At 58.3% G+C, this 24,711-nt stretch carries 21 protein-coding genes; all 21 read left to right on the top strand.

What is annotated here, in order from left to right; genetic code table 11:
- Positions 1-554, top strand: a 554-nt coding sequence (locus tag NKH06_RS10875; RefSeq protein WP_352893036.1) for an NAD-dependent epimerase/dehydratase family protein, incomplete at its 5' end; no start/stop codon positions are given.
- A gap of 97 nt (positions 555-651) precedes the next feature.
- Complete coding sequence (locus NKH06_RS10870; RefSeq protein WP_352893034.1) at positions 652-1,482, top strand: glycosyltransferase family 2 protein; 831 nt, start codon at positions 652-654, stop codon at positions 1,480-1,482.
- On the top strand, positions 1,479-2,747 hold the full coding sequence (locus tag NKH06_RS10865) for an MATE family efflux transporter (RefSeq protein WP_352893032.1): 1,269 nt from the start codon (positions 1,479-1,481) through the stop codon (positions 2,745-2,747). Before NKH06_RS10870 ends, NKH06_RS10865 begins: the two co-directional genes overlap by 4 nt.
- Positions 2,740-3,516, top strand: a complete 777-nt coding sequence (locus NKH06_RS10860; protein ID WP_352893030.1) for a class I SAM-dependent methyltransferase — start codon at positions 2,740-2,742, stop codon at positions 3,514-3,516. The genes NKH06_RS10865 and NKH06_RS10860 overlap by 8 nt, the downstream gene beginning before the upstream one ends.
- 5 nt (positions 3,517-3,521) lie before the next feature.
- On the top strand, positions 3,522-4,331 hold the full coding sequence (locus NKH06_RS10855) for a class I SAM-dependent methyltransferase (protein ID WP_128302898.1): 810 nt from the start codon (positions 3,522-3,524) through the stop codon (positions 4,329-4,331).
- Positions 4,309-5,466 (top strand): glycosyltransferase, encoded by a 1,158-nt coding sequence (locus NKH06_RS10850; RefSeq protein ID WP_352441360.1) that lies wholly within the window; start codon positions 4,309-4,311, stop codon positions 5,464-5,466. Before NKH06_RS10855 ends, NKH06_RS10850 begins: the two co-directional genes overlap by 23 nt.
- Complete coding sequence (locus tag NKH06_RS10845; RefSeq protein WP_352795236.1) at positions 5,463-6,605, top strand: glycosyltransferase family 4 protein; 1,143 nt, start codon at positions 5,463-5,465, stop codon at positions 6,603-6,605. Before NKH06_RS10850 ends, NKH06_RS10845 begins: the two co-directional genes overlap by 4 nt.
- 57 nt (positions 6,606-6,662) lie before the next feature.
- The gene (locus NKH06_RS10840; protein ID WP_127295725.1) at positions 6,663-7,097 is read left to right on the top strand and encodes a hypothetical protein; all 435 of its coding nucleotides are present in this window, start codon (positions 6,663-6,665) and stop codon (positions 7,095-7,097) included.
- Between the two features lie 152 nt (positions 7,098-7,249).
- A complete protein-coding gene (locus NKH06_RS10835) occupies positions 7,250-8,308 on the top strand; it encodes a Fic family protein (RefSeq protein ID WP_352441358.1) in 1,059 nt (352 codons plus the stop codon).
- 656 nt (positions 8,309-8,964) lie between these two features.
- The gene (locus tag NKH06_RS10830; RefSeq protein WP_352441357.1) at positions 8,965-9,291 is read left to right on the top strand and encodes a hypothetical protein; all 327 of its coding nucleotides are present in this window, start codon (positions 8,965-8,967) and stop codon (positions 9,289-9,291) included.
- A gap of 333 nt (positions 9,292-9,624) precedes the next feature.
- A complete protein-coding gene (locus tag NKH06_RS10825; RefSeq protein WP_352441356.1) occupies positions 9,625-9,945 on the top strand; it encodes a hypothetical protein in 321 nt (106 codons plus the stop codon).
- A gap of 121 nt (positions 9,946-10,066) precedes the next feature.
- Positions 10,067-10,876, top strand: coding sequence for a tyrosine-protein phosphatase (locus NKH06_RS10820; RefSeq protein WP_352441355.1), 810 nt, complete (start codon positions 10,067-10,069; stop codon positions 10,874-10,876).
- The gene (locus tag NKH06_RS10815) at positions 10,876-11,658 is read left to right on the top strand and encodes a polysaccharide biosynthesis/export family protein (RefSeq protein WP_031212196.1); all 783 of its coding nucleotides are present in this window, start codon (positions 10,876-10,878) and stop codon (positions 11,656-11,658) included. The genes NKH06_RS10820 and NKH06_RS10815 overlap by 1 nt, the downstream gene beginning before the upstream one ends.
- Before the next feature lie 29 nt (positions 11,659-11,687).
- Positions 11,688-14,066, top strand: a complete 2,379-nt coding sequence (locus NKH06_RS10810; protein ID WP_352441354.1) for a GumC family protein — start codon at positions 11,688-11,690, stop codon at positions 14,064-14,066.
- On the top strand, positions 13,954-15,213 hold the full coding sequence (locus NKH06_RS10805) for a tetratricopeptide repeat protein (protein ID WP_352441353.1): 1,260 nt from the start codon (positions 13,954-13,956) through the stop codon (positions 15,211-15,213). Before NKH06_RS10810 ends, NKH06_RS10805 begins: the two co-directional genes overlap by 113 nt.
- Entirely contained in the window at positions 15,210-16,541 is a 1,332-nt protein-coding gene (locus NKH06_RS10800) for an O-antigen ligase family protein (protein WP_352441352.1), read from the top strand. Before NKH06_RS10805 ends, NKH06_RS10800 begins: the two co-directional genes overlap by 4 nt.
- 144 nt (positions 16,542-16,685) lie before the next feature.
- Positions 16,686-17,567, top strand: coding sequence for a glucose-1-phosphate thymidylyltransferase RfbA (gene rfbA, locus NKH06_RS10795; RefSeq protein ID WP_023808535.1), 882 nt, complete (start codon positions 16,686-16,688; stop codon positions 17,565-17,567).
- Between the two features lie 3 nt (positions 17,568-17,570).
- Positions 17,571-18,122 (top strand): dTDP-4-dehydrorhamnose 3,5-epimerase, encoded by a 552-nt coding sequence (gene rfbC / locus NKH06_RS10790; RefSeq protein ID WP_023808534.1) that lies wholly within the window; start codon positions 17,571-17,573, stop codon positions 18,120-18,122.
- Positions 18,123-18,144: 22 nt separating this feature from the next.
- Entirely contained in the window at positions 18,145-19,215 is a 1,071-nt protein-coding gene (rfbB, locus tag NKH06_RS10785; RefSeq protein ID WP_352441351.1) for a dTDP-glucose 4,6-dehydratase, read from the top strand.
- The gene (rfbD, locus tag NKH06_RS10780; protein ID WP_352441350.1) at positions 19,212-20,114 is read left to right on the top strand and encodes a dTDP-4-dehydrorhamnose reductase; all 903 of its coding nucleotides are present in this window, start codon (positions 19,212-19,214) and stop codon (positions 20,112-20,114) included. The genes rfbB and rfbD overlap by 4 nt, the downstream gene beginning before the upstream one ends.
- Positions 20,111-24,694, top strand: a complete 4,584-nt coding sequence (locus NKH06_RS10775; protein WP_352441349.1) for a glycoside hydrolase family 99-like domain-containing protein — start codon at positions 20,111-20,113, stop codon at positions 24,692-24,694. Before rfbD ends, NKH06_RS10775 begins: the two co-directional genes overlap by 4 nt.
- Positions 24,695-24,711: the final 17 nt, after the last annotated feature.

The raw sequence follows: 24,711 nt of genomic DNA, 5'->3' as shown, positions 1-24,711 counted from the left end.
CCGCGACCAAGCGCGCCAACGAGCTGATGGCGCACAGCTACAGCCATCTGTTCCGATTGCCGACGACCGGGCTTCGCTTCTTCACCGTCTATGGTCCCTGGGGTCGCCCGGACATGGCGCTGTTCCTGTTCACCAGGAACATCCTGGCCGGCGCGCCGGTCAAGCTGTTCAACAACGGCAACCACACGCGCGACTTCACCTATGTCGATGACATCGCCGAAGGCGTGATCCGCGCCAGCGACAGCCCGCCCACGGGCAATGCCGCCTGGGACTCCAGCCGTCCCGATCCGGCCACAAGCAGCGCCCCCTGGCGCATCTTCAACATCGGCAACAACAACCCGGTGAAGCTGACCGCCTATGTCGAGGCGCTGGAAAACGCGCTGGGCCGCAAAGCCATCGTCGAACTTTTGCCGCTGCAGCCCGGCGACGTGCCCGATACCTTCGCCGACACCTCGGCGCTGGAGCAGGCGGTCGGCTACCGCCCGACGACGACAGTGACCGAGGGCGTCGGCCGGTTCGTCGAGTGGTACCAGGCGTATTTCGGGCGGGGATAAGGCTCGGCGTTTCCCGGCTGATCCGCGCTGTTCCATGATCACGTAACCAGGAGCAGATGGAATCGATACGGCTCGCAAACAGGCAGTCTGCAATCCAATGCAGTCCCAGGCGCTATTGAGCGTCTGCATCCCCACGTTCAATCGGCGTGATCGCGTTGCGGCGCTGGTTCAGCAACTGCTGCGTACGAACTGCCCATTGCAGATATGTGTCCATGTCGACGGTTCGACCGACGGAACGAACGAAGCGCTTGCGGAAATCGCATCTCGCGATGCCAGTTTGGTGGTCACCACCGGCCCGAATGACGGCAGAGGCCGCGCGATGTTTTCGGCGATTGCTTCCGCCACTGGCGACTATTGCATGGTCTTCGATGATGACGACGATCTCTTCACCGATCGCTTGCCGGAAGTCTGTGAGCACCTCTCGCAGAGAAGTGTCGATGAGAAGATTGCGGGTTTTGTGTTCTCGATGGCTCTTGGCCACCCAGAGACGGCAGCAGAGCCATTTCCGTCGGAACGGACAAACCTGATAAAGATGCGGGCCGACGAACGGGTGGTCGGCGACAAGAAGGAGGTCATCAAAACTCCTTTGCTTAAACGGGTTGCCGTGCCCCCAGCGGGGCGGTTCCGCCGTGTTCCAACATCTCTTCTCTGGTCCAGATTGGCGATCGAATACGACGTTATCTGTGTCAATGTCGAGATTGGACGGAAACGATATTTGCCGGAGGGGATGACGGCAAGGATTCGGCTTCTTCAGCGGCAAAATGCGTACCCGATGTTGTTGCTGAACTTGAACTACATCAAGGCGTTCTGGCTAGGACGATATCGGTCGGTTCGGTTCCTGGGCAAGGCGGTTCTTGCCTGTTTGAGCTTTGGTGCCTTGAGTTTCCCGTTCTTGCTCAAGAGGTCATTCGTGCGGGTGACTTCATGAAAGAAGCCAGCCTGTGGAAGTTGGTGGAAGCCATCGTAATACGAATTGTTCCTGGTCTTCTGAACATAGCGACGTTGCTGTACATCGGCAGCCATCTGGAGACTGGACAGTACGGTATTTTCAGCACGACGATTGCAACAGTTTCATTTATTTCGACACTTGTTTTTGGGGTCGCGACCTATTCGATAATGCCGGTTTCCGCAAAAATGCATGCCGCGGGAATGGGTAGAGAGTACGTATCGTCCATCTTGACCGTGCTGGCAGTTGTGGCGTTGTTTGTCGTCCTGTCTGGACTGGCACTGACGTGGCTGGGATTTGGCAATGCCGTTGCCGCGACCATCATCGTTTCTTTCGGCTTGCACACCGCACTTCAAGAGATTTTGAGGTCACAACTGCGCTTGTGGGCGTACGGTTGGTCGGCGATTGGCCAGGCCGTCGCATACCAGGCAGGAGCCATAGTCCTGCTTGTCGGAGATGCGAAAGTAGGCTCGGCTCTTGCAGCCTTTTCGCTCAGCTATTTCGTCGGAGCGCTGATTTCATTTGCCTTGCTGGGACCTAGGAATCTGAGACGGCCTGGCTTTTCCTATCTTGCCGGGTCTCTGGTCACTGGCTGGGGATTTGTGTTGAGCAATCTGGCCGAGAGCGGCGTGTTTGTCGGCATCCGATACATAGTTTTGTTGCTTGGCTCCGAGACCCATCTCGGTGTCTTCTCGTTTTGTGTCGATCTTTCACAACGGTCCGTCGGCTTCTTCATGAATGCGGCCAGCTTCGTTTTCGTGCCAAGGGCGTTTCTCAGCGCCGCAAATGAAAATGTCAGGGAGTTTCGGCGCGGACTGTTCGAGGGAGCGGCCATCGCACTCATTTTTGCGACCGCGGCGGCGGCCGGAATAGTTGGCCTGTTTTTCTCGGGCCATGCATCCGGGTGGCTGGGGAAGTCTTTTGATCCTGTGGTGTTCGGGATCGTTTCTTGTGCTGTTTTGGTCAACAGAACGAAAAAAGTGATCATCGATCCGTTTGCGCTTCGGTCGAGCAAAACGATGACGTTGACCTACTCCTACGCGGTAGGGGCGTTGGCTTGCTGTTGTCTGGCGGCATTGGGCCTTTGGTGGCGGGTGCCGCTTGGCAGTGAAATGGCATTTTTGTTCGGATATGTCGTTGCCGCTGCCTGTTCCTTTTTCGCATTGAGGAATGTGATTGCAGACCAAGGGCCTGGTGCGAAACAGCGCACCGTTTTGGTGGTCGGGCCGGATGCCAGAAATGAATGAGAAGAAAGCATTTTACGACAAGAAAAACAGGCGCATCGCCCATGTCGGCACGGTGGCTGATGACGACTATTGGGATTCTCACTGGGCCGAAGGGATTGTCTTGAGGCCGGATCGCTTTGTCGTTGAAACCACCAAGCGATATCTGACCGGATCGGCCAAGGTCCTGGACGCTGGATGTGGCTTGGCCAATACGGTCCATGGCCTCCACCAGGCAGGCTTTTCCGCCTACGGGATCGACTTCGCGCAGAAGACCGTGAGGATGGTGAACCGTGCCGCGCCCCATTTGCAAGTGACCGTGGGGGATGTTCGAGCAACGGGCTTCGCGGACGAATTCTTCGATGGGGTGTGGTCCCTGGGGGTGATCGAGCACTTCTTCGACGGTTACGATGAGATCGCATTGGAGATGAGGCGCATCATCCGGTCAGGAGGAGTTGCCTTCGTGACAGTGCCGAGCATTTCTCCTCTCCGACGGCTGAAGATCAGAATGGGTCTCTATCCCAGGTTTTCAGGTGAACAGGCCGGATTTTACCAGTTCGTTCTTGAGCCGTCTTCGATTGTTTCCAGTTTCGAACAGCACGGCTTCAAGCTTCTGGGATCACAGCCAAGGGGAGGCTTCAAGGGGCTGAAGGACGAGACATTTTTCTCCAAGCCGATGCAGGCCTGGTACGACAGCAAGAATGGAATCCTGAGAGGTTTGCGTGCTGCCGCGGACCGGTTGCTCGGCCCATTTTCGCATCATACGCGGCTCTACGTCTTCCACAGGATATAGCGCGGATGTCAAATCCGAGTGGGCGCAGATCGCCAGACGAAACCGGTGGTGAAGCAGTGTCGATATTGCGAAAGTTTGTTCGCGCGAATGTGGCCATTTCCGAGCTCCTGGACAGTGCTCTGCCGCGGCGCCTTCGCATCGACGGCAACCGGACCTTTGCGACGGAGATAGCACCTCCCTTACTTACCTCAAACGCACGGGTTTACGATCTTGGCGGGGGTGCCAGGCCGTTCGTCAGTCTTTCGGAGAAGCGGCGCCTGGGGCTTTTTGTCGTTGGGCTCGACCTCGACGCGGAAGAGTTGTCGAAAGCGCCACGCGGAATATACGACGAGGAGATTGAAGCGGACCTTACCTCGTTTAGGGGGAGGGGCGATGCTGACGTCGTCATTTGCCAGGCAACGCTCGAGCACGTCCGTGATGGCGAGGGTGCCCTGCGCGGCATTGCCAGTTGCGTGAAGCCGGGAGGCATGGTTGCCATTTTCTCGCCCTCGCGCAACGCCGTTTTTGCCAGATTGAATCGGGTCCTGCCGGAGGGGATGAAGCGACGGCTGCTTTTTGCGATCTATCCTGAAAAGGGCATGGGTCATGACGGGTTTCCGGCCTTCTACGACAAGTGCTTGCCCAGTGACGTCGAGACAATCGCAAAACGGAACGACCTGGAACTTGTCGAGCGCCGTCTGTTCTGGAAAAGCTCCTACTTCTATTTTTTCGTGCCGGCCTTTCTTGCCTGGCGCATCTGGTTAGGCGTTTCGGCCCTGTTTCTCCGCAAGGATGCCGCGGAAACCTACGCCTATGTCTTTCGGCGAAAACAGTGAGTTCCCGCGGCTCATGAAAAGGAAGCTCGCGCTGATCGCCATTCCGCTCGACAGAAGAGGCGGTGCCGAAACCATCCTGAAACTTGTTGCGCGCGCACTCGCGAGGCGACCCGACTGGGACGTCGAAATCGGTTTCTTGGGTAGCCAGGCGGCGGGCGAGGCCGCTGGATCACACCAGGACGGAATTCGGTGCAGCTACGGCTTTGGCGGCGGCAAGGCCATGAGCGAGTTTTTGCTCGCCCCGCGGCTGCTCCGGCGTCGGTACGATTTGGTGTTCTCGAGTCACGCACGGGTAAACTCGTTTCTGGCTGCCGCCCGAAGCATTGGACTTCTCCGCAGCCATAGGCTGGTCGCCCGCGAGTCCACGGTACTTCTGGATCGCTTCAAGGGTCCTCGCGCGCTCGCTTACAAGGCGCTCTACGCTGCCTATGGCAGCCAAGACATGATAGTCGCGCAAACGAGCTATATGAATGAACGCCTGCGTGACGTATTGCCCCGGCGAGCAATCGCCAAGCTGTGTACTTTGCCCAACCCGGTCGACGAAGATCTCATCGTCAAAATGTCCATGCAGGCATTGTCCGGGCACGACGCCGAGATACTTTCCCGCCGTCCGCAGATAGTCTGGTGCGGCCGGCTGATCGATGTGAAGCGTCCGACGATCGCGGTTGATGTGCTGGCCGAAGTCAGACGAAGGACCGGCGAGGATTATGAGCTGACCATGGTTGGCTCTGGCCCCATGGAAGCGGAGTTGAGAGCCCGCGCCGGCAAGCTTGATCTGGCCTCGCGACTAAATCTGCTCGGCCAGAGAGACAACCCGTTTCCGCTGTTTCGCGCTGCGCGTGCCGGCTTGCTTACGTCGGCGACGGAGGGATTTCCCAACGTCCTTCTGGAAATGATGGCTTGCCGGATTCCCGGCATCGTCACCACCCCCTGTGCGGGAGATCTGGACATGCTGTCGGGCCTGGAGATTTCAGCCGGCTTTGGCGCGTCGGAAATTGCGGAAGCACTGCTGAAGGTCATTCAAGTCGGTGATCGGTCGGCCTTGTACGGAAAGACCTTGTCGGAAAGATCGCCGGATCGGTTTGCGGATATGCTGTTGAGAGCGCCGTCGTCATATCCGGGTGGGCAGAGATGACGGCCGTTGCTCGCAACAAGATAGTCGTCTCGATAAACACATCCTGGAATGTCGTCAATTTCCGCAAGGGACTGATCGAGGCGCTGCGGAGCCGTGGCTATGACGTGGTCGTCGTCGCGCCGAGAGACGAGTATTCTCCGCTGATTGGGGCCATGGGCTGCCGCTATGTCGAACTCGACATGGACAATTCCGGCACGTCACCGTTGCGGGATTTGGTCCTTCTGTGGCGCTACTGGCGTCTCTTGCGGCGCGAGAGACCGCTGGCGTTTGTCGGCTTCACGATCAAGCCCAATGTGTTCGGCTCCATCGCGGCCAATCTGAACGGCATTCCCGTCATCAACAACATTTCGGGATTGGGGACGGCGTTCGTCCGCGGTGGTCTGCTGCTCAGGATTGCCAAGGCCTTGTACCGGGTGGCATTGGCCCGTTCCAAAATGGTTTTCTTCCAGAATGACGATGACCGGATGCTGTTCGTCGACGAACGTCTGGTTCGCAAGGATCGAACCGCGCTTTTGCCTGGCTCCGGGATCGACCTCGTGCGTTTTGCCCCGTTGTCCGAAGCGCGCACCGGGTCTGGCGCCATCGTCTTTCTTCTCGTGGCCCGGCTTCTCTGGGACAAGGGTGTCGGCGAGTTCATCACGGCGGCCCGTCGGGTTTGCCGTGAGGTGCCCGGAGTGCGTTTCCAGCTACTCGGCTTTCTTGATGTCGAAAACCGGACCGCGGTCAGCCGCGAGCACGTGGAAAAATGGGTTGGCGAGGGATTGGTCGAATATCTCGGCTCCACCGACGATGTGCGGCCTTTCATGCGTGCCGCCGATTGTGTCGTGCTGCCCTCTTACAGGGAGGGAACGCCGCGCTCGCTGCTCGAGGCGGCTGCGATGGGCAAGCCGCTGATCGCAACCGACGTGCCAGGATGCAGGGAAGTGGTGGACCACTCCGTCAATGGCTTCCTATGCAAGGTGAGGGACCCTGATGACCTTGCGAGCAAGATGGTCGAGTTTGCGCGGCTGGACGGCTCGTCCAGGGACAGGATGGGGGCACAGAGCAGAAACAAGGTCGAGCGGCAGTTTTCGGAAACGATCGTCATCGAGAAGTACATGCAGCAGATAGAAAGACTGAGCGCCCTTGCGACGAAATGAGCGGACCGGCCGCACAGGGTCGGATGGAGGATGGTTTTGTCAGTCAGGAGCATAGCGTTGCTTGCCGTCGTGGCTGTTTTGTTTGGTGTTGGCTTTCTGGGCATCATCGTGATGCAGAGGGGCGGCCCGTCCCCCGCGAAGCCGGTAGCCGAGCTCAAGCCGTTTGACGGCAAGCTCGCAATCCCATCGGTCGATGATCTACGCGTCGGCGGTCGCAAGATCCTGCTGTGCGGAGCGGCGTTTTCCAGGCCTCAGGCTATGCGCCTCCTGGTGACGGAAGCGGCGCGCCGAGACTACCAGGGGCTCGTCCTGGCCTGCAAACCTGTCGGTGCCGGAACACCTTGCGACGGCAAGATCGCCTCCAGGGTTGGCGATACCCTTGTTGTGCAGTGCTTGACGGCCGAGGGCGAAGATTTGGCCACCATACTTACGCAGGGCGGAATTCTCTGCGGCCAGCCGGTTCAGGCCGGCGCAACGTACAAACCTTGCTGAGCAGGTCGCCAGTAAAGACCGGAGCCTCTTGCGGCGAAGTGAGTGGGTCTTGTTCTCAAGCTGGCCGGCTGCCCGTATTTGGGTATTTATGGGTCCTTTCTTGGGTATGTCGGTTCTTGAATTTTCGGGTATTTGTGGGTATATTTGTGGGTATGACCCTGAAGATCGACTCTCTGCAAATTACCACCGAAATCCTTGCCCTGGTCTCGGAGATCGACGAATTCAAAGGGGCTTGGCGAGCGATGGGCGCGCTCGCTCCGGAGCGCCTATCGGCTCTGCGCCGCGTTGCGACCATCGAGAGCATCGGCTCTTCTACCCGTATCGAAGGAAGCAGGCTTACTGACGGCGAAGTGGAGCGGCTGCTCGCCAACCTCGACATCAAATTCTTTGAGTCCCGAGACGAGCAGGAAGTCGCCGGATATGCGCAGGTCATGGGAATGATCTTCGCACATTTCGATGCGATTGATCTGACCGAAAACCACCTGACACAATTACACCGTGACCTGCTGGCGTTCAGCAACAAGGATGAACGCCATCGCGGTGCATATAAGACACTTGCCAATAATGTCAGTGCGTTCGATGCCGACGGAAAAGAGATCGGCGTCATCTTCGAAACGGCGACGCCTTTTGATACGCCGAAGCGGATGAAAGAGCTCGTCGAGTGGACACGCGACACACTCAACGAGCAAAGCCTTCACCCTCTGCTCGTCGTCGCAATCTTCACGGTGGTGTTTCTGGAGATACACCCATTCCAGGACGGGAATGGACGGCTGTCGCGCGTTCTGACGACGCTCCTGCTGATGCGCAGCGGATATGCGTATGTGCCTTACTCTTCCCTCGAAAGCGTGATTGAGAACAGCAAGGAAGGCTACTATCTGGCGCTACGCCAGACCCAGAAGACGATCCGCAGCCCGAACCCCAATTGGCAGCCATGGGCTGTGTATTTCCTACGCGCTCTGCAGCAGCAAAAGCGGAGGTTGGAGAAAAAAATCGAGCGGGAGCGCCTTGTGCTCGGCACGTTGCCCGAACTCTCGCTGCAAATCGTTGAGGCCATCAATGAGCGTGGGCGCATAACCATCAGCGAGATCGTCAACTTGACAGGTGCAAACCGAAATACCGTCAAAAAACACTTGGCCATTCTGGTCGAAGCGAACCATCTGGCCCAACATGGAACCGGCAAGGGAACGTGGTACGGCCAAAATAGGCGGTAAAGGCTCCAAGTCTGAGGCACGTCGACTTGGTGAATTGGATCGAGGTGGGGGCATGGAGCCAGATCTCCATGGCCGAGAGATGAGGAATGGGTAGCCGAGCCGGCCGTCTACCCCCGTTGGCCGCGATTGGTATCGAGCCGATCTCGAATTACATGCTGTCAGCAGGAATATCTACACCGAAAATGTATCTATAATTCAATATATTAGCTTGGGTGTCGGAAGGTTTGGCGCGCTCAGCTTGGTCAAATCTTATCGAGCCAGTCACCACAGAAAGGAGACGTCAAATTTTTGCCCGATAATAAGAAACCTGTGAAAGTTAGTCGAAAACTATTAATGCGATTTGGCTAAAGTACTGTGCTCGGACAGACACGCATCAGCTTAAATCGCTTCGCGCGCGCGAAACAGGTTGGAATTGTGGCCAAAAACTGGTACGCGCTGATGCACTGCCTTTGACTGGGTGCGTCTGAAGTGGTGCAGCAAGAAGGGATCGAAGACTGATGAACCTTGTGGTTAAAACTGCGCTTGCCGTATTTGTCGTGTCAATCGGGTTTGGTCCAGCTTCATCGTTTGCCCAGGATGCTTCGTGCAGCTGCGCGACACCCTATCAAGGTTCGGCAAACCCGATCGGATCCATCCGTTCCGCCATCGGTGATGTGATGGTGTCGCAGACGGCGGGCTATGGCGCTGCCAAGGTTGGAAGCGCGCTCGATTTCGGCAGCCGTGTGGTGGTTGGCGCCAAGGGCGAGGCCTCCGTTCTGGTCGGCGGCTGCAATCTGGAGGTTTCGGCCAATTCGAGCCTCGACGTTTCCCGCCTTGGCGACAACATTTGCCTCAAGCTTGTCGGCTCGGAGCAGACGGCTGCTATTCAGCCCTCCGGGGGCGGCGCTGGGTTCGGTCCGCCGGAGGCGATTTTCGCCGGGGCGCTTCTGACGTCTGGCGTGCTCGCGGCGACGCAGGACGACGACAACGGCGTCAGCCGCTGACGAAGATATGGCGGCGTCGGCCGCTGTAGAGAAGGGTCTGGATAGGTTGGCGGGGCCGGCTGGTTTGTTGGGTTTGTTAACCATATTGTTCTATTGCTTGGAGCGGGGCGGGCTGTAATTCGTACCAACAGGGCGAGTTACAGGTTTTGGTGGGGTAAAATGATGAGTTGCCATCGGTTCGGGGCTGCTTTTGCTTTTGTTGCATTCGTCGCAGGGGGCGTCCTGTTCGCCGCTCCCGAGGCTGTAGCTCAGCAAACCTGTTCCTGTCTTGCGCCCGTGCCGGCGTCCGAAGACGCGATAGGTCGTCTTACGCAGGTCCGGGGTGATGTCCAGATGTCCCAGGCCAGCGGCTATGCAGGGGTGGATGCCGAGGCGCCGGTGTATGCGGGCGCGCGCATCATGACCGGGGCGCATGCGTCTGCTTCGCTGGCTATCGGAGCCAATTGCGCGCTCGATATTCCAGCCAATGCCACCGTCAAGGTCGACCCTATCGAAGGCGGCATGTGCGTTTCGCTTGAGACACCATCTGCGACGATCGTACCCGCCAGCTCAGAACCTGGCATGCTGCCGGTTCTCTTGGGCGGCGCCGCCGTCGGTGGTGCCGTCGCCCTTATTATCGGCCTGCAGGATGACGACGACGCGGTCAGCCAATAGGCGGGATACGACCCCCGTTGTTTTGCGTAAATTTGTCAAATGCGTCATTCGCCTTCATGCGGGTGACGCGTTTCTATTTTTGTCGAGGCGAAGCTTTGCCTCCTCTCAACCAGAAACGCCAATGATCGACCTGCATTCACATATCCTGCCCGGTCTCGATGACGGTTCTCCTGACTTGGCCATGTCGCTGGAGATGGCACGGCTGGCAGTCGCCGACGGTACAACGCATATGGCATGTACGCCGCATGTAATGCCTGGGGTTTATGAGAACGCCACGCCAAACATTGCCGAGGCTGTTCAGGCGTTGGAACTGGAGCTTCATCGCGCTGCCATACCGCTTACCCTATACGTTGGCGCTGATGTTCATCTCGCGCCTGATCTTCCCGATCGGTTGAGGCTTGGTACGGTGCCGACTCTGAACGGATCCCGCTATTTCCTGTTCGAACCGCCACATCACATTCTGCCTCCGCGGCTCGAAGATTTCGCCGCGCGTCTCATAGGCGCCGGCTTCGTGCCGATCCTCACTCATCCAGAGCGGTTGACCTGGATCAAGGCGAATTACGACGTCATCGAGAGGTTGAATACGCTAGGCTGCCTTATTCAGCTCACGGCTGATTCTGTGACGGGGGCCTTTGGACGTACGGCGCTCTACTACTCGGAGAAGCTGCTGGATGAGGGCAGGGTGGATATTGTCGCCTCCGACACGCACGGCGCCAGCCGGCGGCGGCCAGGGCTTTCGCAGGCGGTTGTCGCCATCGCGAACCGGTGTGGGGAAGATGAGGCTTACAACATGGCAGTGAAACGCCCGGACGCGATATTGCAAAATCGGCCGCTCGTGCCCATCGGAAAGCAAAGCGCGAGGAAATCGGGCGGCAGCAGTGCGGGGCGGTTTGGCGGATTGGGCCGGTTGTTCAAGAGCGGGGCTCTTTGATGGGCATTTTCGATCTTGCAAGAAGTCATGCGGGCACCGTGCCCGCTTTGCTCGCATCGCTAGCAATATCTGCTTGCGCAAGCACTTCGTCGACATCGACGTCCTCCACCAGTTCTGTCGATGCGCTGCAGCCGATGGCGTCTTCATCGGCGCTCTCAGGCGGTGGTACGCTGCAGGTGGTCAAGGATCTCCCGCCGCCGCAGAATACCCAGAACGGCAGCGAGCAGCCGCTGTCTGCCAACGATGTACTCGAGGTCAGTGTGTTTCAGGTCGATAATTTGAACAGAACAGTTCAGGTCGACGCGGGCGGGCAGATTTCGCTTCCGCTGATTGGAACCATGACCGCAGCCGGCAAGACCGTTCGTCAGCTCGAGAAGGAAATCGAGACTGCCTACGGTGAAAAGTACTTGCAGTCGCCTGACGTGACGATTTTCGTCAAGGAGTCGATTGGCCAGCGCATCACGGTCGATGGTGAAGTCAACAAGGCCGGCATTTATCCGGTGTCCAGCAGCGCTTCCTTGCTCGACGCGATCGCCCTTGCCGGAGGGTTCAATCCGGTCGGTGATGCCGGTAAGGTCTTCGTCTATCGCAATGTCGGCCAAAACAAGCTGGTCGCAAATTACAATGTCGAGGAAATCCGCGCCGGCAAGAACCGCAACCCGCGGATCTATGGCGGCGACGTGGTCGTCGTTTTTGCTTCGAAGTCGAAAATCGCGATGAACAATTTGAAGGATGCGCTGGGCCTCGCCTCCAGCGCTGCCCGCATTGCGGTCATTCCGTAGACACGGACAACCCCAGGATCACCTCGCGTATGCTCGATCGCAACAGGCAGCCCCAACTTGCCGGACCCGGACATGGCCAGGCCCTGTCCGCGGACTCCTATTACGACGTGCCGCAAAACTACGGTCCCTATGGTCGCGACTATGCGGGCCAGGATGAGGGGTTCAACCCGCTCAAGCTGCTTTTATACATCGTCCAGTATCGCTGGCTGATCGTCATGATGGCAGCGGCCGGGCTCGTTGCCGGCGTCATCGTGACGATGATGCAGACACCAAAATATCTGGCGACGACGCAGCTCGAAGTTCTGGTGCCTTCGGCGAAAGTGTTTCAGGACATTGAGGTTGTTTCCGAAAACAGCGACGTCCGGGCCTTCCTGACCGCTCGGGAGAAGCTGAAGAGCCGGGCATTGGCTCAGCGCGTGGTGTTCCAGCTTGGGCTTAGCGAAAAACCGGATTTTCTGTTTCCGACGCCGAGCTTTTCCCCGAGCAATATTGTCTACCGTGCGTTCGGGATGTCCAAGTCACCCTCCATTGAGGAGAAAACGCCCGAAGAGCGCGAGGCAATTGCGATCAAGCGCATCCAGGAAGATCTGACGGTCAATCTGGTCACCAATACAAGCCTGCTATCGATCACCTTCGTCGATCAAAAGCCGAAATATGCAAGCGACGTTGCCAATCAGGTTGCGCAGAGTTTTATCGATCAACGTCTCGATCAGACCAGCGAGACCTCTGACCTGGCACGGCAGTTCATCCAGGAACAGGTTTTGCAAGTGAAGCAAAAGCTGCAGACCTCCGAAGAGGAACTGGTCACCTATGCAAAAGATGCCGGCATCACGGTTACCGGCGATGACAAATCGCTGATCGGCTCCAACATCGAAGCCCTGAACACCGCCCTGGCCACGGCAATCCAGGAGCGTCTTGATGCGGGGCGGGTGGTCGATCAGATAGAAAAGGGCCGCGGGTCGAGCCTCGGTCCGGTTCTGGAAAGCGAAGGTTTGCAGAAGCTTAGCGATAAGCTGGCGGATCTGACCAGCCAGTATCAGCAGAAATTGGGCATCCTGAAGCCCGGTTTTCCGGAAATGCAGCAATTGCAATCGCAGATCAAGGAACTGCAGCGACTCTACAACAACGGCGTGCTGGCGATAACCGATTCGTTGCGGCTGAAATATCAGGAAGCGCAGAACAAGGAAACCGACCTCAAGTCCAAGCTCGCGGAGATGGAGAGGCAGCAGGTCGTCTTCAACGACAAGAATATCAAATACACGATCCTAAAACGCGAAGTCGACTCCAACCGATCGCAGTATGACAGCCTTATCGCCAAGCTGAATGAAGTCGGCGTTAGCTCGGAGCTCAAGACGCAAAGCGCTGCGATAGTCGATTTCGCTTCGCTGCCCACAGCCCCCTATTCTCCACGTCTGAGCATCAATCTTGCAGTCGCTCTCGCGCTTTTCATGGCCCTGGCTGCATCGATCATCTACATCATCGAGTTGCTGAACAACACTTTCACCAACCCGGAGCAGATCGAGAAAGAGCTGGGGCTGGCGATGCTCGGCATCCTGCCGCTTGTCGGTGACCGCGAACTCATAGCCAGCATCGCCGATCAAAAATCCGGGCTCTCCGAGGCCTATCGTTCGCTGCGAACATCGCTGCAGTTCTCCGGTGCGGAGGGCGCGCCGCGATCGCTGCTGGTGACCAGTTCGGAACCGTCGGAAGGCAAGTCGACCACGTCGTTCAAGCTTGGCCAGGATTTCGCGGCACTCGGCGCAAGGGTTCTGCTTGTCGACGGCGATCTCCGCAAACCCAACCTGCACCGGCTGTTCGGCCTCGACAATGCGATCGGGTTGAGCAACCTGCTGACAAATACCGTTCGCAAGGACGATCTGCCGAGCATTTTCAGACCGACGAAATACCCCAATGTCACCGTGCTGACGTCCGGAACGATTCCGCCGAATCCGGCCGACCTGCTCTCGTCGCCGAAGATGGCATTGATCTTGACCAATCTAGGCAAACGCTTCGATCTGGTCATCATCGACGCCCCGCCGGTCGTCGGTCTTTCCGACGCACCAATCCTCAGCCGGCTTGCCGAAGGCACATTGATGGTCGTTTCGACCAATCAGGTCACACGCAAGTCAGCCAAAACGGCACTCAAGCGTCTGCGCTCAGCCGGTGCGAACGTGATCGGAGCGGCGATGTCGAAATTTACGGTCAACAAGTTCGATTACAATTACGCCTATAAATACATGAACTATCAGTACTACGACTATGGCGCGAGTACCCCGAAAATTGAGGGCAAAGTCGATGACGGAGCAGGCCAGCCCGCTCACGCGAAATCTCCGGCGTTCAGGCGTTTGGTTCGTCGCCTCCGTTCTGGTGTTGGCGGTTTCGTCGATAGGGCTAAGTCGGCTTCTTGAGTCGGAAACGCCGGCCGTCTCGCTTGCGCTCGATCCCTTGAACACAGATGCCTTGATAGGCGAAATTGCCGGTCGGTTGAGCGAAACAGGCGACGGTGTTGATCTCGACGTCTTGGCGACAAAGGCGAAGGGCGCGCTTCGTTTCAATGTCGCGGATGCCCGGCTCTACAGCCTGATAGGCGAGATTGAGTATCGACAAGGTGAGAAAGACGAGGCTTTTGAACTCTTCGACCAGGCTCGAAAGCTGTCCAAGACTGAAATCCATTCGCTTCAGAGATCGATCGATCGCTCGATCGCAGTGGGCGATCTGTCAAAGGCCGTTGCCGAGATCGACACGTTGCTGCGTCGGTGGCCCGACAGATTTCCAGTCATTGCGGCGGGCATGCCGGCTATTCTTTCAAACCCGGACGGATATCAGGCTGTCCTGGCAGCCTTAAGGATCGAGGCACCGTGGAGGTCCAATCTTTTCTCCGCCCTTGGTAAGGATCCGCGGGGCCTGCGCGTCGCAAATCAACTGTTGCTGGACCTTGCCGGATCGAGCTCACAACCGACGTCGAAGGAGTTGTCTGCCGTAATCAACGGGTACATCCGGCAGAAGGAATACGAGGCGGCCTATCGGCTGTTCCTGTTCAGTCTGTCCGATCAGGAGCGGACACTGGCCGGATACATTTTCAACGGCGGCTTTGAGCATATCCTCAGCGACAAGCCATTCGACTGGCAGGTTCGCGACCCCTCCGGTCTGGAAATTACCTTTGCCGGGGCGCGCGATGTCGGCGAAAGCGATAGCGGAGCGACTGTTCGATTCCTGAATACGCCGGTGAAGAACGCCGCGCTCCAGCAATATGTCGAACTGCCTCCCGGCTCCTACAGGATTTCCCTGATCGCCTCCGCGAGAAACCTGAAGCTGCCCAAACAGTTGTTCTGGTCCATCAGATGCGCGGATCCGGCGGGCGAAATAGCGCGGTTCAACATTCCGGAAGGCACATTCAATCGGCGGCAGTTGAGCCTGGATTTCGCGATCGGACCAGGCGCGTGTCCCATGCAATTGTTGCGGCTGGAAACAGCTGCCATCGCTGAGAGCTGGCGATTTCGGTACGTTGGCACGCTGGTCATGCACAAATTGAGCATCGAAAGAGTTTCATCTTGAGAGAGCGGTCAACCCGGTCCACGGAATGGGAAAAATATCTGCTTGGGTCGGTTCTTTTCCTGTCAGTGCTGATTGGCGGCGGCACCGCGAGCGGTCTCTACACCGAAGCGCTGATCGAGGTGGCGGCGATTGCAGCGGCCGCGGCCGTCTTTTCAAGGCCGTCGGAGCACGGCATCCCTCGCTCGGCCCTGTGGTTGCTTGCTCTGGGCCTAGCCGTGTTCTGTTTTCAGATCGTGCCGCTGCCTGCCGCCCTGTTGAGCGGATTGCGGCCTGAGGTTTTACTTGCAAATCCATGGCTGAGCGGTGAAACCGGGCTGCGTTTCGTCAGTGTCGGCGTGGGACGTACGATCGAGTGTCTGTTGTACTTCGTGGCGATGGCTGCATTCTTTCTGAGCGTCACCCGCTTGCGCCTAGATCAGATCTACGGTCTTCTGCCCTTCTTTTTCATGGGTGTCATCTGTAACGGACTGGCTGCGGCGATCCAGTATTCGCTCTCCGACACGGTTGCCATACAGGGTTTGCTGCCGTTCACGATCAATGCGGGACTGTTTGCCAACCAGAACCATTTTTCAGCTTTGCTCTTCGTCTCCGTCCCCTTCGTCGTCTACTACGGCCTGTTTCGCGGGCACCTTCTGTCCGGGTCGCTCGGCTTGATAACGCTGCTGCTGTTGCTCCTGGCCGCCGGTTCGCGCGCCGGTATTCTGATAGGGCTGGCGATCACAATAATATCGGTTGTCTTTCTGTCCGCGCGCTCGAGGCTGGGCGGGTATGGAATACCCGCTGTCTTCATCGGGCTTTCGCTTTACACGATCGGGGCGTGGACGAAGATCGATGAGGAAGTGGTTGACCCGGCCTTTGGACGGGCCGAATTTGCCCGCACGACGATCGCGGGAATTGAAGAGAACTGGGCGACGGGCGTCGGCTTTGGCAGTTTTCCGAAAGTCTACCAGATTTACGAAAAGGGAGAGATGATCTTCAAGCCCTACGTCAATCACGCCCACAATGATTATCTGGAATTGGCACTTGAAGGTGGCGCGCCTGTTGTCTTTCTGGTCGCGGCCTACTCGGTATTGGTTTTTGCGTTTTCCCTTGCGGCACGGCGAGATCCGCTGCAGAAAATGGCATTTCTCTCAGTATCGTTTCTGCTCGTTCATTCCCTGGTCGATTATCCCATGCGAACGGCGGCGCTTGCGATGACTTTCGCCTATATGAATGGCATCATCTTTCACAAGGGATTCGCTGGGCGGTTAAGCCAGAGAGGCGAGTCGACCGAGGCCCATGATGACAATCTGCTTGTTCCCGTCAGGCCGGCCTTGGCAAGACGATAGCAATGCGTCGCCTGGAATTGGCCATGGATTGGCGCTGGACCGTGACCCGGTCGTTTGCCGAACGCCGAGATTGACAAGCCATTGCATGGAACCTAAGCACGGGCGGCTGGGGCCGGGGGGTTCAGGCATGTCAAGGAGAGCTTCTTGAAAGGAATTATCCTTGCTGGAGGCAGTGGAACGCGTCTTTATCCACTAACATTAGCAGTCTCTAAGCAAATTCTGCCGATATACGACAAGCCGATGATCTATTATCCGCTGAGCGTTCTGATGCTCGCGGGTATCCGTGAAATTCTGATCATTTCGACGCCGCGTGACCTGCCGATTTTTCGCGATCTGCTTGGCGATGGATCGGAGTTCGGCCTCGACCTGTCCTATGCCGAGCAACCGCAGCCCAACGGGCTGGCGGAGGCCTTCATCATCGGCCGCAATTTCATCGGCAAGGACAACGTGTCGATGATCCTCGGCGACAACATCTATTTCGGCGACGGGCTGTCGCAGCTTTGCCGCGACGCAGCCTCGCGCGAAAAGGGCGCTTCGGTGTTCGCCTATCATGTCGAGGATCCCCAGCGTTATGGCGTGGTTTCCTTCGACAAGGCCACAGGAACGGCGCTGACGATCGAGGAAAAGCCGCAGGTGCCGAAATCCAACTGGGCGGTCACCGGTCTCTACTTCTATGACAACGACGTCGTCGACATCGCCCCTGCCATCCGTCCCTCGGCGCGCGGCGAGCTCGAGATCACGGCGGTCAACAACGTCTACCTCGAGCGCGGCCAGTTGCATGTGCATCGGTTGGGGCGCGGCTTTGCCTGGCTCGACACCGGCACGCATGACAGCCTGCATGAGGCCTCGTCATTCGTGCGCACCATCGAGCACCGCCAGGGCATCAAGGTCGCCTGTCCCGAAGAGATCGCCTTTGAACAGGGTTGGCTGACAGTGGACCAGGTTCTGCGTCGCGCCGACCACCTGGGCAAGAATGAATATGCCGCCTATCTGCGCCGGCGTGTCGTCGACCTGTCGGAGGGCTAGGCGTTGGAGGTCAGGCCCCTTGGCATCGATGGCGTGCTGGAAATCGTTCCGAAGCGACATGGCGACGCGCGCGGCTTCTTCGTGGAAACCTACAATGCCGAGCGCTTTTCGCAGGCCGGCATAGACCTGGCCTTCGTGCAGGACAATCATTCCTATTCCGCCGCGGCGGGCGTCTTGCGAGGGCTTCATTATCAGCTTGCGCCGCGCGCGCAGGACAAGCTGCTGCGCGTCATCCGGGGCAGCATTCTCGATGTGGCGGTCGACATTCGCCGCGGTTCGAAAACCTTCGGAAAATGGGTCGCTCTCGAAGTATCGGCCGAGAAGGGCAACCAGATTCTGGTGCCGAAAGGCTTCGCGCACGGCTTCGTGACGCTCGTGCCCGACACCGAGGTCCTGTATAAGGTGACCGACACCTATTCGCAGGCGCATGATCGGTCGATCCGTTTCGACGATCCCGACATCGGCATCGAATGGCCGTCATTGACCGGCGGGTTCCAGCTCTCGGACAAGGACCTCAAGGCGCCGCTGCTGGCCGCCGCCGAGGTGTTCGCCTGATGGGTTACGTGAGGACAGCGGCATGAATTTTCTGGTGACGGGCGGTGCGGGCTTTATCGGTTCGGCGGTGTGCCGGCATCTGTGCGCCAACCCGGCCTATCGGGTGACCAATCTCGACAAGCTTACCTATGCGGGAAACCTGGCCTCGCTGCGGCCGATCGAGAACGCACACAATTATCGCTTCGCGCAGGCCGATATCTGCGACGAAAAGGCGGTGCTCGACATCCTCCGGCGCGACGATATCGACATCGTCATGAACCTTGCCGCCGAGAGCCATGTCGACCGCTCGATCGATGGGCCGGGCACCTTCATCGAAACCAACATCGTCGGCACCTACAAGATGCTCAATGCCGCGCTGGAATACTGGCGCGGCCTGCCCGAAGACAGGAAGAGCCATTTCCGCTTCCATCATGTCTCGACCGACGAGGTGTTCGGCGATCTTCCCTTCGACGGCGGCATGTTCGTCGAGGAAACGCCCTACGCCCCATCCTCGCCCTATTCCGCCTCGAAAGCGGCCTCGGACCATCTGGTGCGGGCCTGGCACGAAACCTATGGCCTGCCGGTCGTGCTTTCCAATTGCTCGAACAATTACGGGCCCTATCACTTTCCCGAAAAGCTGATCCCGCTGGTCATCCTCAATGCGCTCGATGAAAAGCCGCTGCCGGTCTATGGCGCCGGCGCCAATGTGCGCGACTGGCTGTTCGTCGAGGATCACGCGCGCGCGCTGGAACTTGTCGCGACCAGGGGACTGCCGGGCGAAAGCTACAATGTCGGCGGCAATTCCGAGCGGACGAACCTTGGCGTCGTCGAGACGATCTGCGATCTCCTCGACAGCAGGCGGCCGCGGGCAGGGGGCAAGAGCTATCGCGACCTGATTTCCTTCGTCACCGACCGCCCCGGTCACGATCGCCGCTATGCCATCGACGCCTCGAAGATAGGCCGGGACCTGGGCTGGGCGCCCAATGAGAATTTCGACAGCGGCCTCGCCAAGACCATCGACTGGTTTCTCGACAACACATGGTGGTGGGGACCGATCCGCGAGCAGCGCTATGCCGGTGAACGGCTGGGCGAAGCGCGCAAGGGGGCGGCGTGAGGCTGGTTGTCACAGGACGCGACGGGCAGGTCGCGGCAAGCCTCCTGGAGGCCGGCCAGGCGACCGCCGGCGTTGAGGTCATCGCCATTGGCCGTCCGCAACTCGACCTTTCAAGACCCGACACCGTGATCGAAGCCATCGCGGCCGCGAAGCCGGATATCGTCGTGTCGGCTGCCGCCTACACGGCGGTGGATCAGGCCGAGGATGAGCCCGATCTGGCATTCGCGGTGAACGCCATCGGCGCCGGCAAGGTGGCGGAAGCGGCGGCGCTGCTTGGCGTTCCCGTCATTCATCTTTCGACCGACTATGTCTTCGACGGCACCAAGGACGCGGCCTATGTCGAGACCGACGCGACCGCATCAGCCAGCGTCTATGGCGCCTCCAAGCTTGCCGGCGAGCAGGCGGTTGCATCGGCCAATCCGCGCCATCTGATCCTGCGCACGGCATGGGTCTACAGCCCGTTCGGCAAGAATTTCGTCAAGACCATGCTGCGGCTGGCCGCCGACCGCGACGAGATCGCGGTGGTGGCCGATCAATGGGGAAATCCGACATCTGCACTTGATATCGCAGACGCAATCCTGCATGCGGCGGCACAGCTGCACGAGGGCGCCGCCACATCCGGCATCTATCATCTGGCCGGAACCGGCGAGGCCAACTGGAGCGGCTTTGCCCGCCATATCCTCGACACAAGCCGCGTGTTGGGTGGTCCCTGGGCGCGGGTACGGGACATTGCTACGATGGACTACCCAACCAAGGCGCGCCGCCCCGCCAATTCCCGGCTGTCGAGCGCGAAATTCGCGGCGGCGTTCGCGTGGGATGCGCCGGACTGGCGGCAATCGACGGAGGCGGTGGTGCACCGACTCCTAGCCAGTGAGATGAAACAAGTATTGACGGCATGAACAAGCACCCGTCACCCGAGACCTTGCGCGATGCGATGCCTGCTGGCAAGGCACGCGCCAAAGCCAAAACGGCAAGGCCTGCAAAGCAGGCTCTTTCACTTCGTGACCTGTACGACGCGCATCGCGGCAAAGTGTCGGATAAATGGTCGATCTATCTCAGCACCTACGACGATATTTTTTCAGAGTATCGAGACAGGCCGGTTCGAATCCTGGAAATCGGAGTTCAGAATGGCGGATCCCTGGAGATATGGCAGAAATATTTCCCCAATGCTGAAATAATCGTTGGTTGTGACGTCAATCTGGCTTGCGGGAATCTCGTTTTCGACAGCCGGAAGATAAAGATCTCCGTAGGTGACGCCAATACTGATGAAACAGAGCGCGACATCATCTCGATGTCGGAAAAGTATGATATTATAATTGATGACGGATCGCACCTATCCTCGGATATAATACGCTCGTTCGCACGATATTTCCCCCATCTTTCCGAAGGGGGCATGTACATCGCCGAGGATTTGCATTGCAGTTACTGGCAGGAGTTCGAGGGCGGTCTCTACGATCCGCTTTCCTCAATCTCGTTTTTCAAACGCCTGCTTGATGTAGTCAACCATGAGCATTGGGGACTGGATCGTCGTCGGGTCGATGCCTTGGCGACTTTCGCCGACAGGCACAAAGTCACATTCGATGAGGCTTCTCTCGCGTCGGTTCATTCCGTCGAGTTCTTGAACTCGCTTTGCATTGTCACGAAGCTGCCTATTCCGGAAAACGTCCTGGGCGCGCGCAACGTGCACGGGCGGGTCGCGCTCGCCGACGGGAGCGTGGTTCTTCTCGACGAGACGAAGAGCAAGGCGATCGATCAAACCGGAAATCCATGGTCGTTGAAGGCAACAACGATGGAGGAGGAGATCGAAACCAACCGGAAATTGGTGGGGCATCATGGGGCGCGTATCGAGGCTTTCTCCAGCGAGATGGCTGAAATGCGAGAACAAATCCGGACCTACAAAGACGAGATCTCAAGCGCAAGGACACAAGTCAGCGCAAGAGACGACGAGATTGCTCAAGGGCGGACACAGATCATTGCGAGAGACAAGGAGATCGAGCTCCTGCAACAAAATTTGTCGATGGCGCACAGGGCGACGAGTGCGCTGCTTGCGGATCGCGACGAGGCGCGATCCGAGGAAATCCGGTTGCATGAGGTTCTCGATGCCGTTTATGCCAGCACATCCTGGCGAGTGACCAAGCCTCTGCGGGGGATTGGGAGCCGCGTCCGCGCTATCGGCGATGTTCGCATACGGGTCCGCCGCTTGGCGATTCGGGGTGCCTACGGTTGTTGGCACAATCTGCCGCTCTCCATCGACCTCAAGCGAAAATTGAAGAGAGCGGCGTTTTCGACCTTTCCTTCGCTGTTTGGCGTTACGAATGCCTACCGCGCCTGGAGAAGCATGGAGGCACCCCAAGCGCCTGTGGGCAGCAACGAGATGGTCTTGCGCGGGGCGCTGGTCAGTTCCGGCCCGATCTTCTCGCCCGAACCAGTCTATGTGCCGCTTCTCGATGCGCCGCCGTTGCTCCAGAAGCCGGTGCGCGTCATCGCGTTCTACCTGCCGCAATTCCACCCGATCCCCGAAAACGATGAATGGTGGGGACAGGACTTCACCGAATGGTCTAATGTCCGGCCCGCTGAGCCGCAATTTATCGGTCACCACCAGCCGCACGTGCCGGATACGCTCGGCTACTACGACTTGCGCGATACTGCTGTGCAGCATCGCCAGATCGAAATGGCAAGGCTCTATGGAGTGGAAGGCTTCTGCTTCTATTTTTATTGGTTCGGCGGCAAGAGGCTCCTGGAAAAGCCGCTCGAAAACTGGCTCGAGGATAAGCGCCTCGACATGCCATTCTGCGTCTGCTGGGCCAACGAGAATTGGTCGCGCCGCTGGGACGGAATGGACCAGGAGATCCTGATCGCTCAGGATCACTCCCCCCAGGATGATCTCGCGTTCATCGCCGAGGTCGCGCCCTATCTTCGTGACCCTCGCTACATCCGCATCAATGGCAAGCCGCTGTTGCTCGTCTATCGGCCAAGCCTGCTCCCGGCGGCGGCTGAGACAGCGCGGCGCTGGCGGACTTGGTGCCGGGAGAACGGCATCGGCGAGATTTTCCTGGCCTACACCCAGTCCTTCGAATCTGTGCCCCCCCATCGCTACGGGTTCGATGCCGCCGTGGAATTTCCGCCAAACAATTCCGCGCCGCCAAATGTCACGCATACAGTGACGCCGCTGCATGAGGATTTTGCCACGACCGTCTATGACTGGTCGGTATTCCCACAACGCAGCGAAACCTATTCATCCCGCAAATACAAGCTCTTCCGTTCGGTTTGCCCGGGCTGGGACAATACCGCACGCCGCAAGCGCGGCGGCACGGTGTTCATCAACAACACCCCCGAGCTGTATCGCAGATGGCTGGACAATGCCATTGAGGACACCTTGGCCCATATTAGCGAGCCATCCGAGCGGGTGGTTTTCGTCAATGCCTGGAACGAGTGGGCGGAAGGCGCTCACCTGGAGCCCGATAGCGTTAACGGCCACGCCTATCTGCAAGCGACCCGCGACGCTTTGGAGGCGGCGAAGGGGAAGTCCAAGGCCAGGATTGCAATCGTTTCCCACGACGCCCACCCGCATGGGGCGCAATTGCTGGCTCTCAATCTGGCCAAGGGATTCAAGCAGCTTGGTTTTGAGCCCGATCTCATCGTGCTGGGCGACGGGCCGCTGCTCGGCCGTTTCGCCCACGCCGCGACCGTGCACAGGATCGACTTGCCTGAACAAGGCGATGCCGATGTGTTGAAACGTCTGGCCACCATTAGAAACAACGGTGCCGAGGTCGCCGTCGTGAATACCACCGTATCCGGAAAGCTCATCCCGCTGCTGAAGCAGGCAGGGTTCCGCACCGTTTGCCTCGTCCATGAACTGCCCGGAATATTGGCGTCCTACGGTCTTGCTGACGCAGCCGCAGCCATTGTTGAGAACGCTGAAACGGTCGTTTTCCCAGCCGAGATCGTCAAAGCCGGATTCGAAGAGTTTGTTGGCCAACCGGTCAGCCAGTCGGTAGTCAGGCCGCAAGGACTCTATCTGCGTACGCCCTATCTCGCCGATGATCGCCGACAGGTCCGCGAGGCGGTTCGCGCAAGATTAGGGCTTTCGACAAACGCGAGCATCATCCTGTGCGCGGGCTATGCCGACCATCGCAAGGGCCTCGATCTTTTCCTTGATGCTTGCCTCAAGGTTGTGGCATCCAGGCCGGATGCGGTTGCAGTCTGGGTCGGTCATGTCGATACTGTCTTTCACGCCAAGCAAATGCGGCGGGTGAAGGAAGCGGGACTTGAGGGCAGCTTCGTCTTTGTCGGATTGGTGGAAAATCCGCAGGAATACTATTTCGCCGCTGATATCTACGCCTTGACCTCGCGTGAAGATCCATTCCCTTCGGTGGTGCTTGAGGCGCTGGATGCCACAGTGCCGGTCGTTGCCTTTGAGGGCGCTGGTGGCTTCCAGGATCTGCTGAAGCGGGATTGCGGAATCCTCGTGCAGGCATTCGACACCGATGCGATGGCCGAGGTCATTGGCAATCTGCTCGACAATCCAAGTGAAGCCCGGCGTCTCGCCAGCGTTGGCCGCGATATCGTCCGCCAGGAGTTCAGCTTCAGCCAATACCTGCATGATCTGCTGATTTACGCCGAAAAGCCATTGCCGCGGGTGTCGGTCATCGTGCCTAACTACAACTACGCCCGATACTTGGGCGCACGTCTAGGCTCCATTGTCGATCAGACGATAAAGCCCTACGAGTTGATCGTGCTTGACGATGCTTCGACCGATGATAGCGTCGAAGTCATCGAGAAATTTCTGGCCGGTTGCGACATTCCATACCGGCTGGTGGCCAATGCGCAGAATTCAGGATCGGTATTCCGCCAATGGATGCGGGGGGTCGAAATGGCGCGCGGCGATTATGTCTGGATCGCCGAAGCCGACGACCTCGCCGATCCCGATTTTCTGGCCGAGCTTCTGCCCGCCTTCGAACGCGAGGAGGTGGTGATGAGCTATTGCCAGTCGCGACAGATGGACGGCGCCGGCCGGGTCTTGTCCGAACACTATCTCGACTATGTGTCGGACATCGACCGGTCTCGCTGGACGAAACCCTACGTCGTGGACGGCCGCCGGGAAATCGCCGAGGCACTTTACCTCAAGAACACCATTCCGAACGTCAGCGGCGTCTTGTTTCGAAGGGAGGCGCTCAGGAATGCGATGGCCAAACACAGCGAAGAGATCATGTCGTTGCGCAACGCCGGGGATTGGGTGACATATTTGCGTCTGCTCGAAAATGGTTCGATCGCTTTTTCCCCGCGTTCGCTCAATTCACACCGCCGGCATCAGTCGAGCGTAACCATAGGAAATTTCGATCTCAGGCACCTACAGGAGATCAGGCAGGTACAGGCCGATACAATCCGCAGCCACGATCTTGGACCTGCCGCGCTCGAACGAGCGAGCATCTACAGCCGTGAACTCAGTGAACGATTTGGTATTCCAATTCAAGAATGACGACGCTGGTGACTGTG

The organism is Mesorhizobium sp. M1342 (assembly GCF_040317955.1).
In the GTDB taxonomy this organism is placed as follows: Bacteria; Pseudomonadota; Alphaproteobacteria; order Rhizobiales; family Rhizobiaceae; genus Mesorhizobium.
This window is presented reverse-complemented; position numbering and strand designations above follow the sequence as displayed.

Bases quoted from the DNA above. Each gene is read 5' to 3' on its own strand.
- NKH06_RS10870 (WP_352893034.1), top strand. From the start codon at position 652: ATGCAGTCCCAGGCGCTATTGAGCGTCTGCATCCCCACGTTCAATCGG.
- NKH06_RS10865 (WP_352893032.1), top strand. From the start codon at position 1,479: ATGAAAGAAGCCAGCCTGTGGAAGTTGGTGGAAGCCATCGTAATACGA.
- NKH06_RS10860 (WP_352893030.1), top strand. From the start codon at position 2,740: ATGAATGAGAAGAAAGCATTTTACGACAAGAAAAACAGGCGCATCGCC.
- NKH06_RS10855 (WP_128302898.1), top strand. From the start codon at position 3,522: ATGTCAAATCCGAGTGGGCGCAGATCGCCAGACGAAACCGGTGGTGAA.
- NKH06_RS10850 (WP_352441360.1), top strand. From the start codon at position 4,309: ATGTCTTTCGGCGAAAACAGTGAGTTCCCGCGGCTCATGAAAAGGAAG.
- NKH06_RS10845 (WP_352795236.1), top strand. From the start codon at position 5,463: ATGACGGCCGTTGCTCGCAACAAGATAGTCGTCTCGATAAACACATCC.
- NKH06_RS10835 (WP_352441358.1), top strand. From the start codon at position 7,250: ATGACCCTGAAGATCGACTCTCTGCAAATTACCACCGAAATCCTTGCC.
- NKH06_RS10830 (WP_352441357.1), top strand. From the start codon at position 8,965: ATGGTGTCGCAGACGGCGGGCTATGGCGCTGCCAAGGTTGGAAGCGCG.
- NKH06_RS10825 (WP_352441356.1), top strand. From the start codon at position 9,625: ATGTCCCAGGCCAGCGGCTATGCAGGGGTGGATGCCGAGGCGCCGGTG.
- NKH06_RS10820 (WP_352441355.1), top strand. From the start codon at position 10,067: ATGATCGACCTGCATTCACATATCCTGCCCGGTCTCGATGACGGTTCT.
- NKH06_RS10815 (WP_031212196.1), top strand. From the start codon at position 10,876: ATGGGCATTTTCGATCTTGCAAGAAGTCATGCGGGCACCGTGCCCGCT.
- NKH06_RS10810 (WP_352441354.1), top strand. From the start codon at position 11,688: ATGCTCGATCGCAACAGGCAGCCCCAACTTGCCGGACCCGGACATGGC.
- NKH06_RS10805 (WP_352441353.1), top strand. From the start codon at position 13,954: ATGACGGAGCAGGCCAGCCCGCTCACGCGAAATCTCCGGCGTTCAGGC.
- rfbB (WP_352441351.1), top strand. From the start codon at position 18,145: ATGAATTTTCTGGTGACGGGCGGTGCGGGCTTTATCGGTTCGGCGGTG.
- NKH06_RS10775 (WP_352441349.1), top strand. From the start codon at position 20,111: ATGAACAAGCACCCGTCACCCGAGACCTTGCGCGATGCGATGCCTGCT.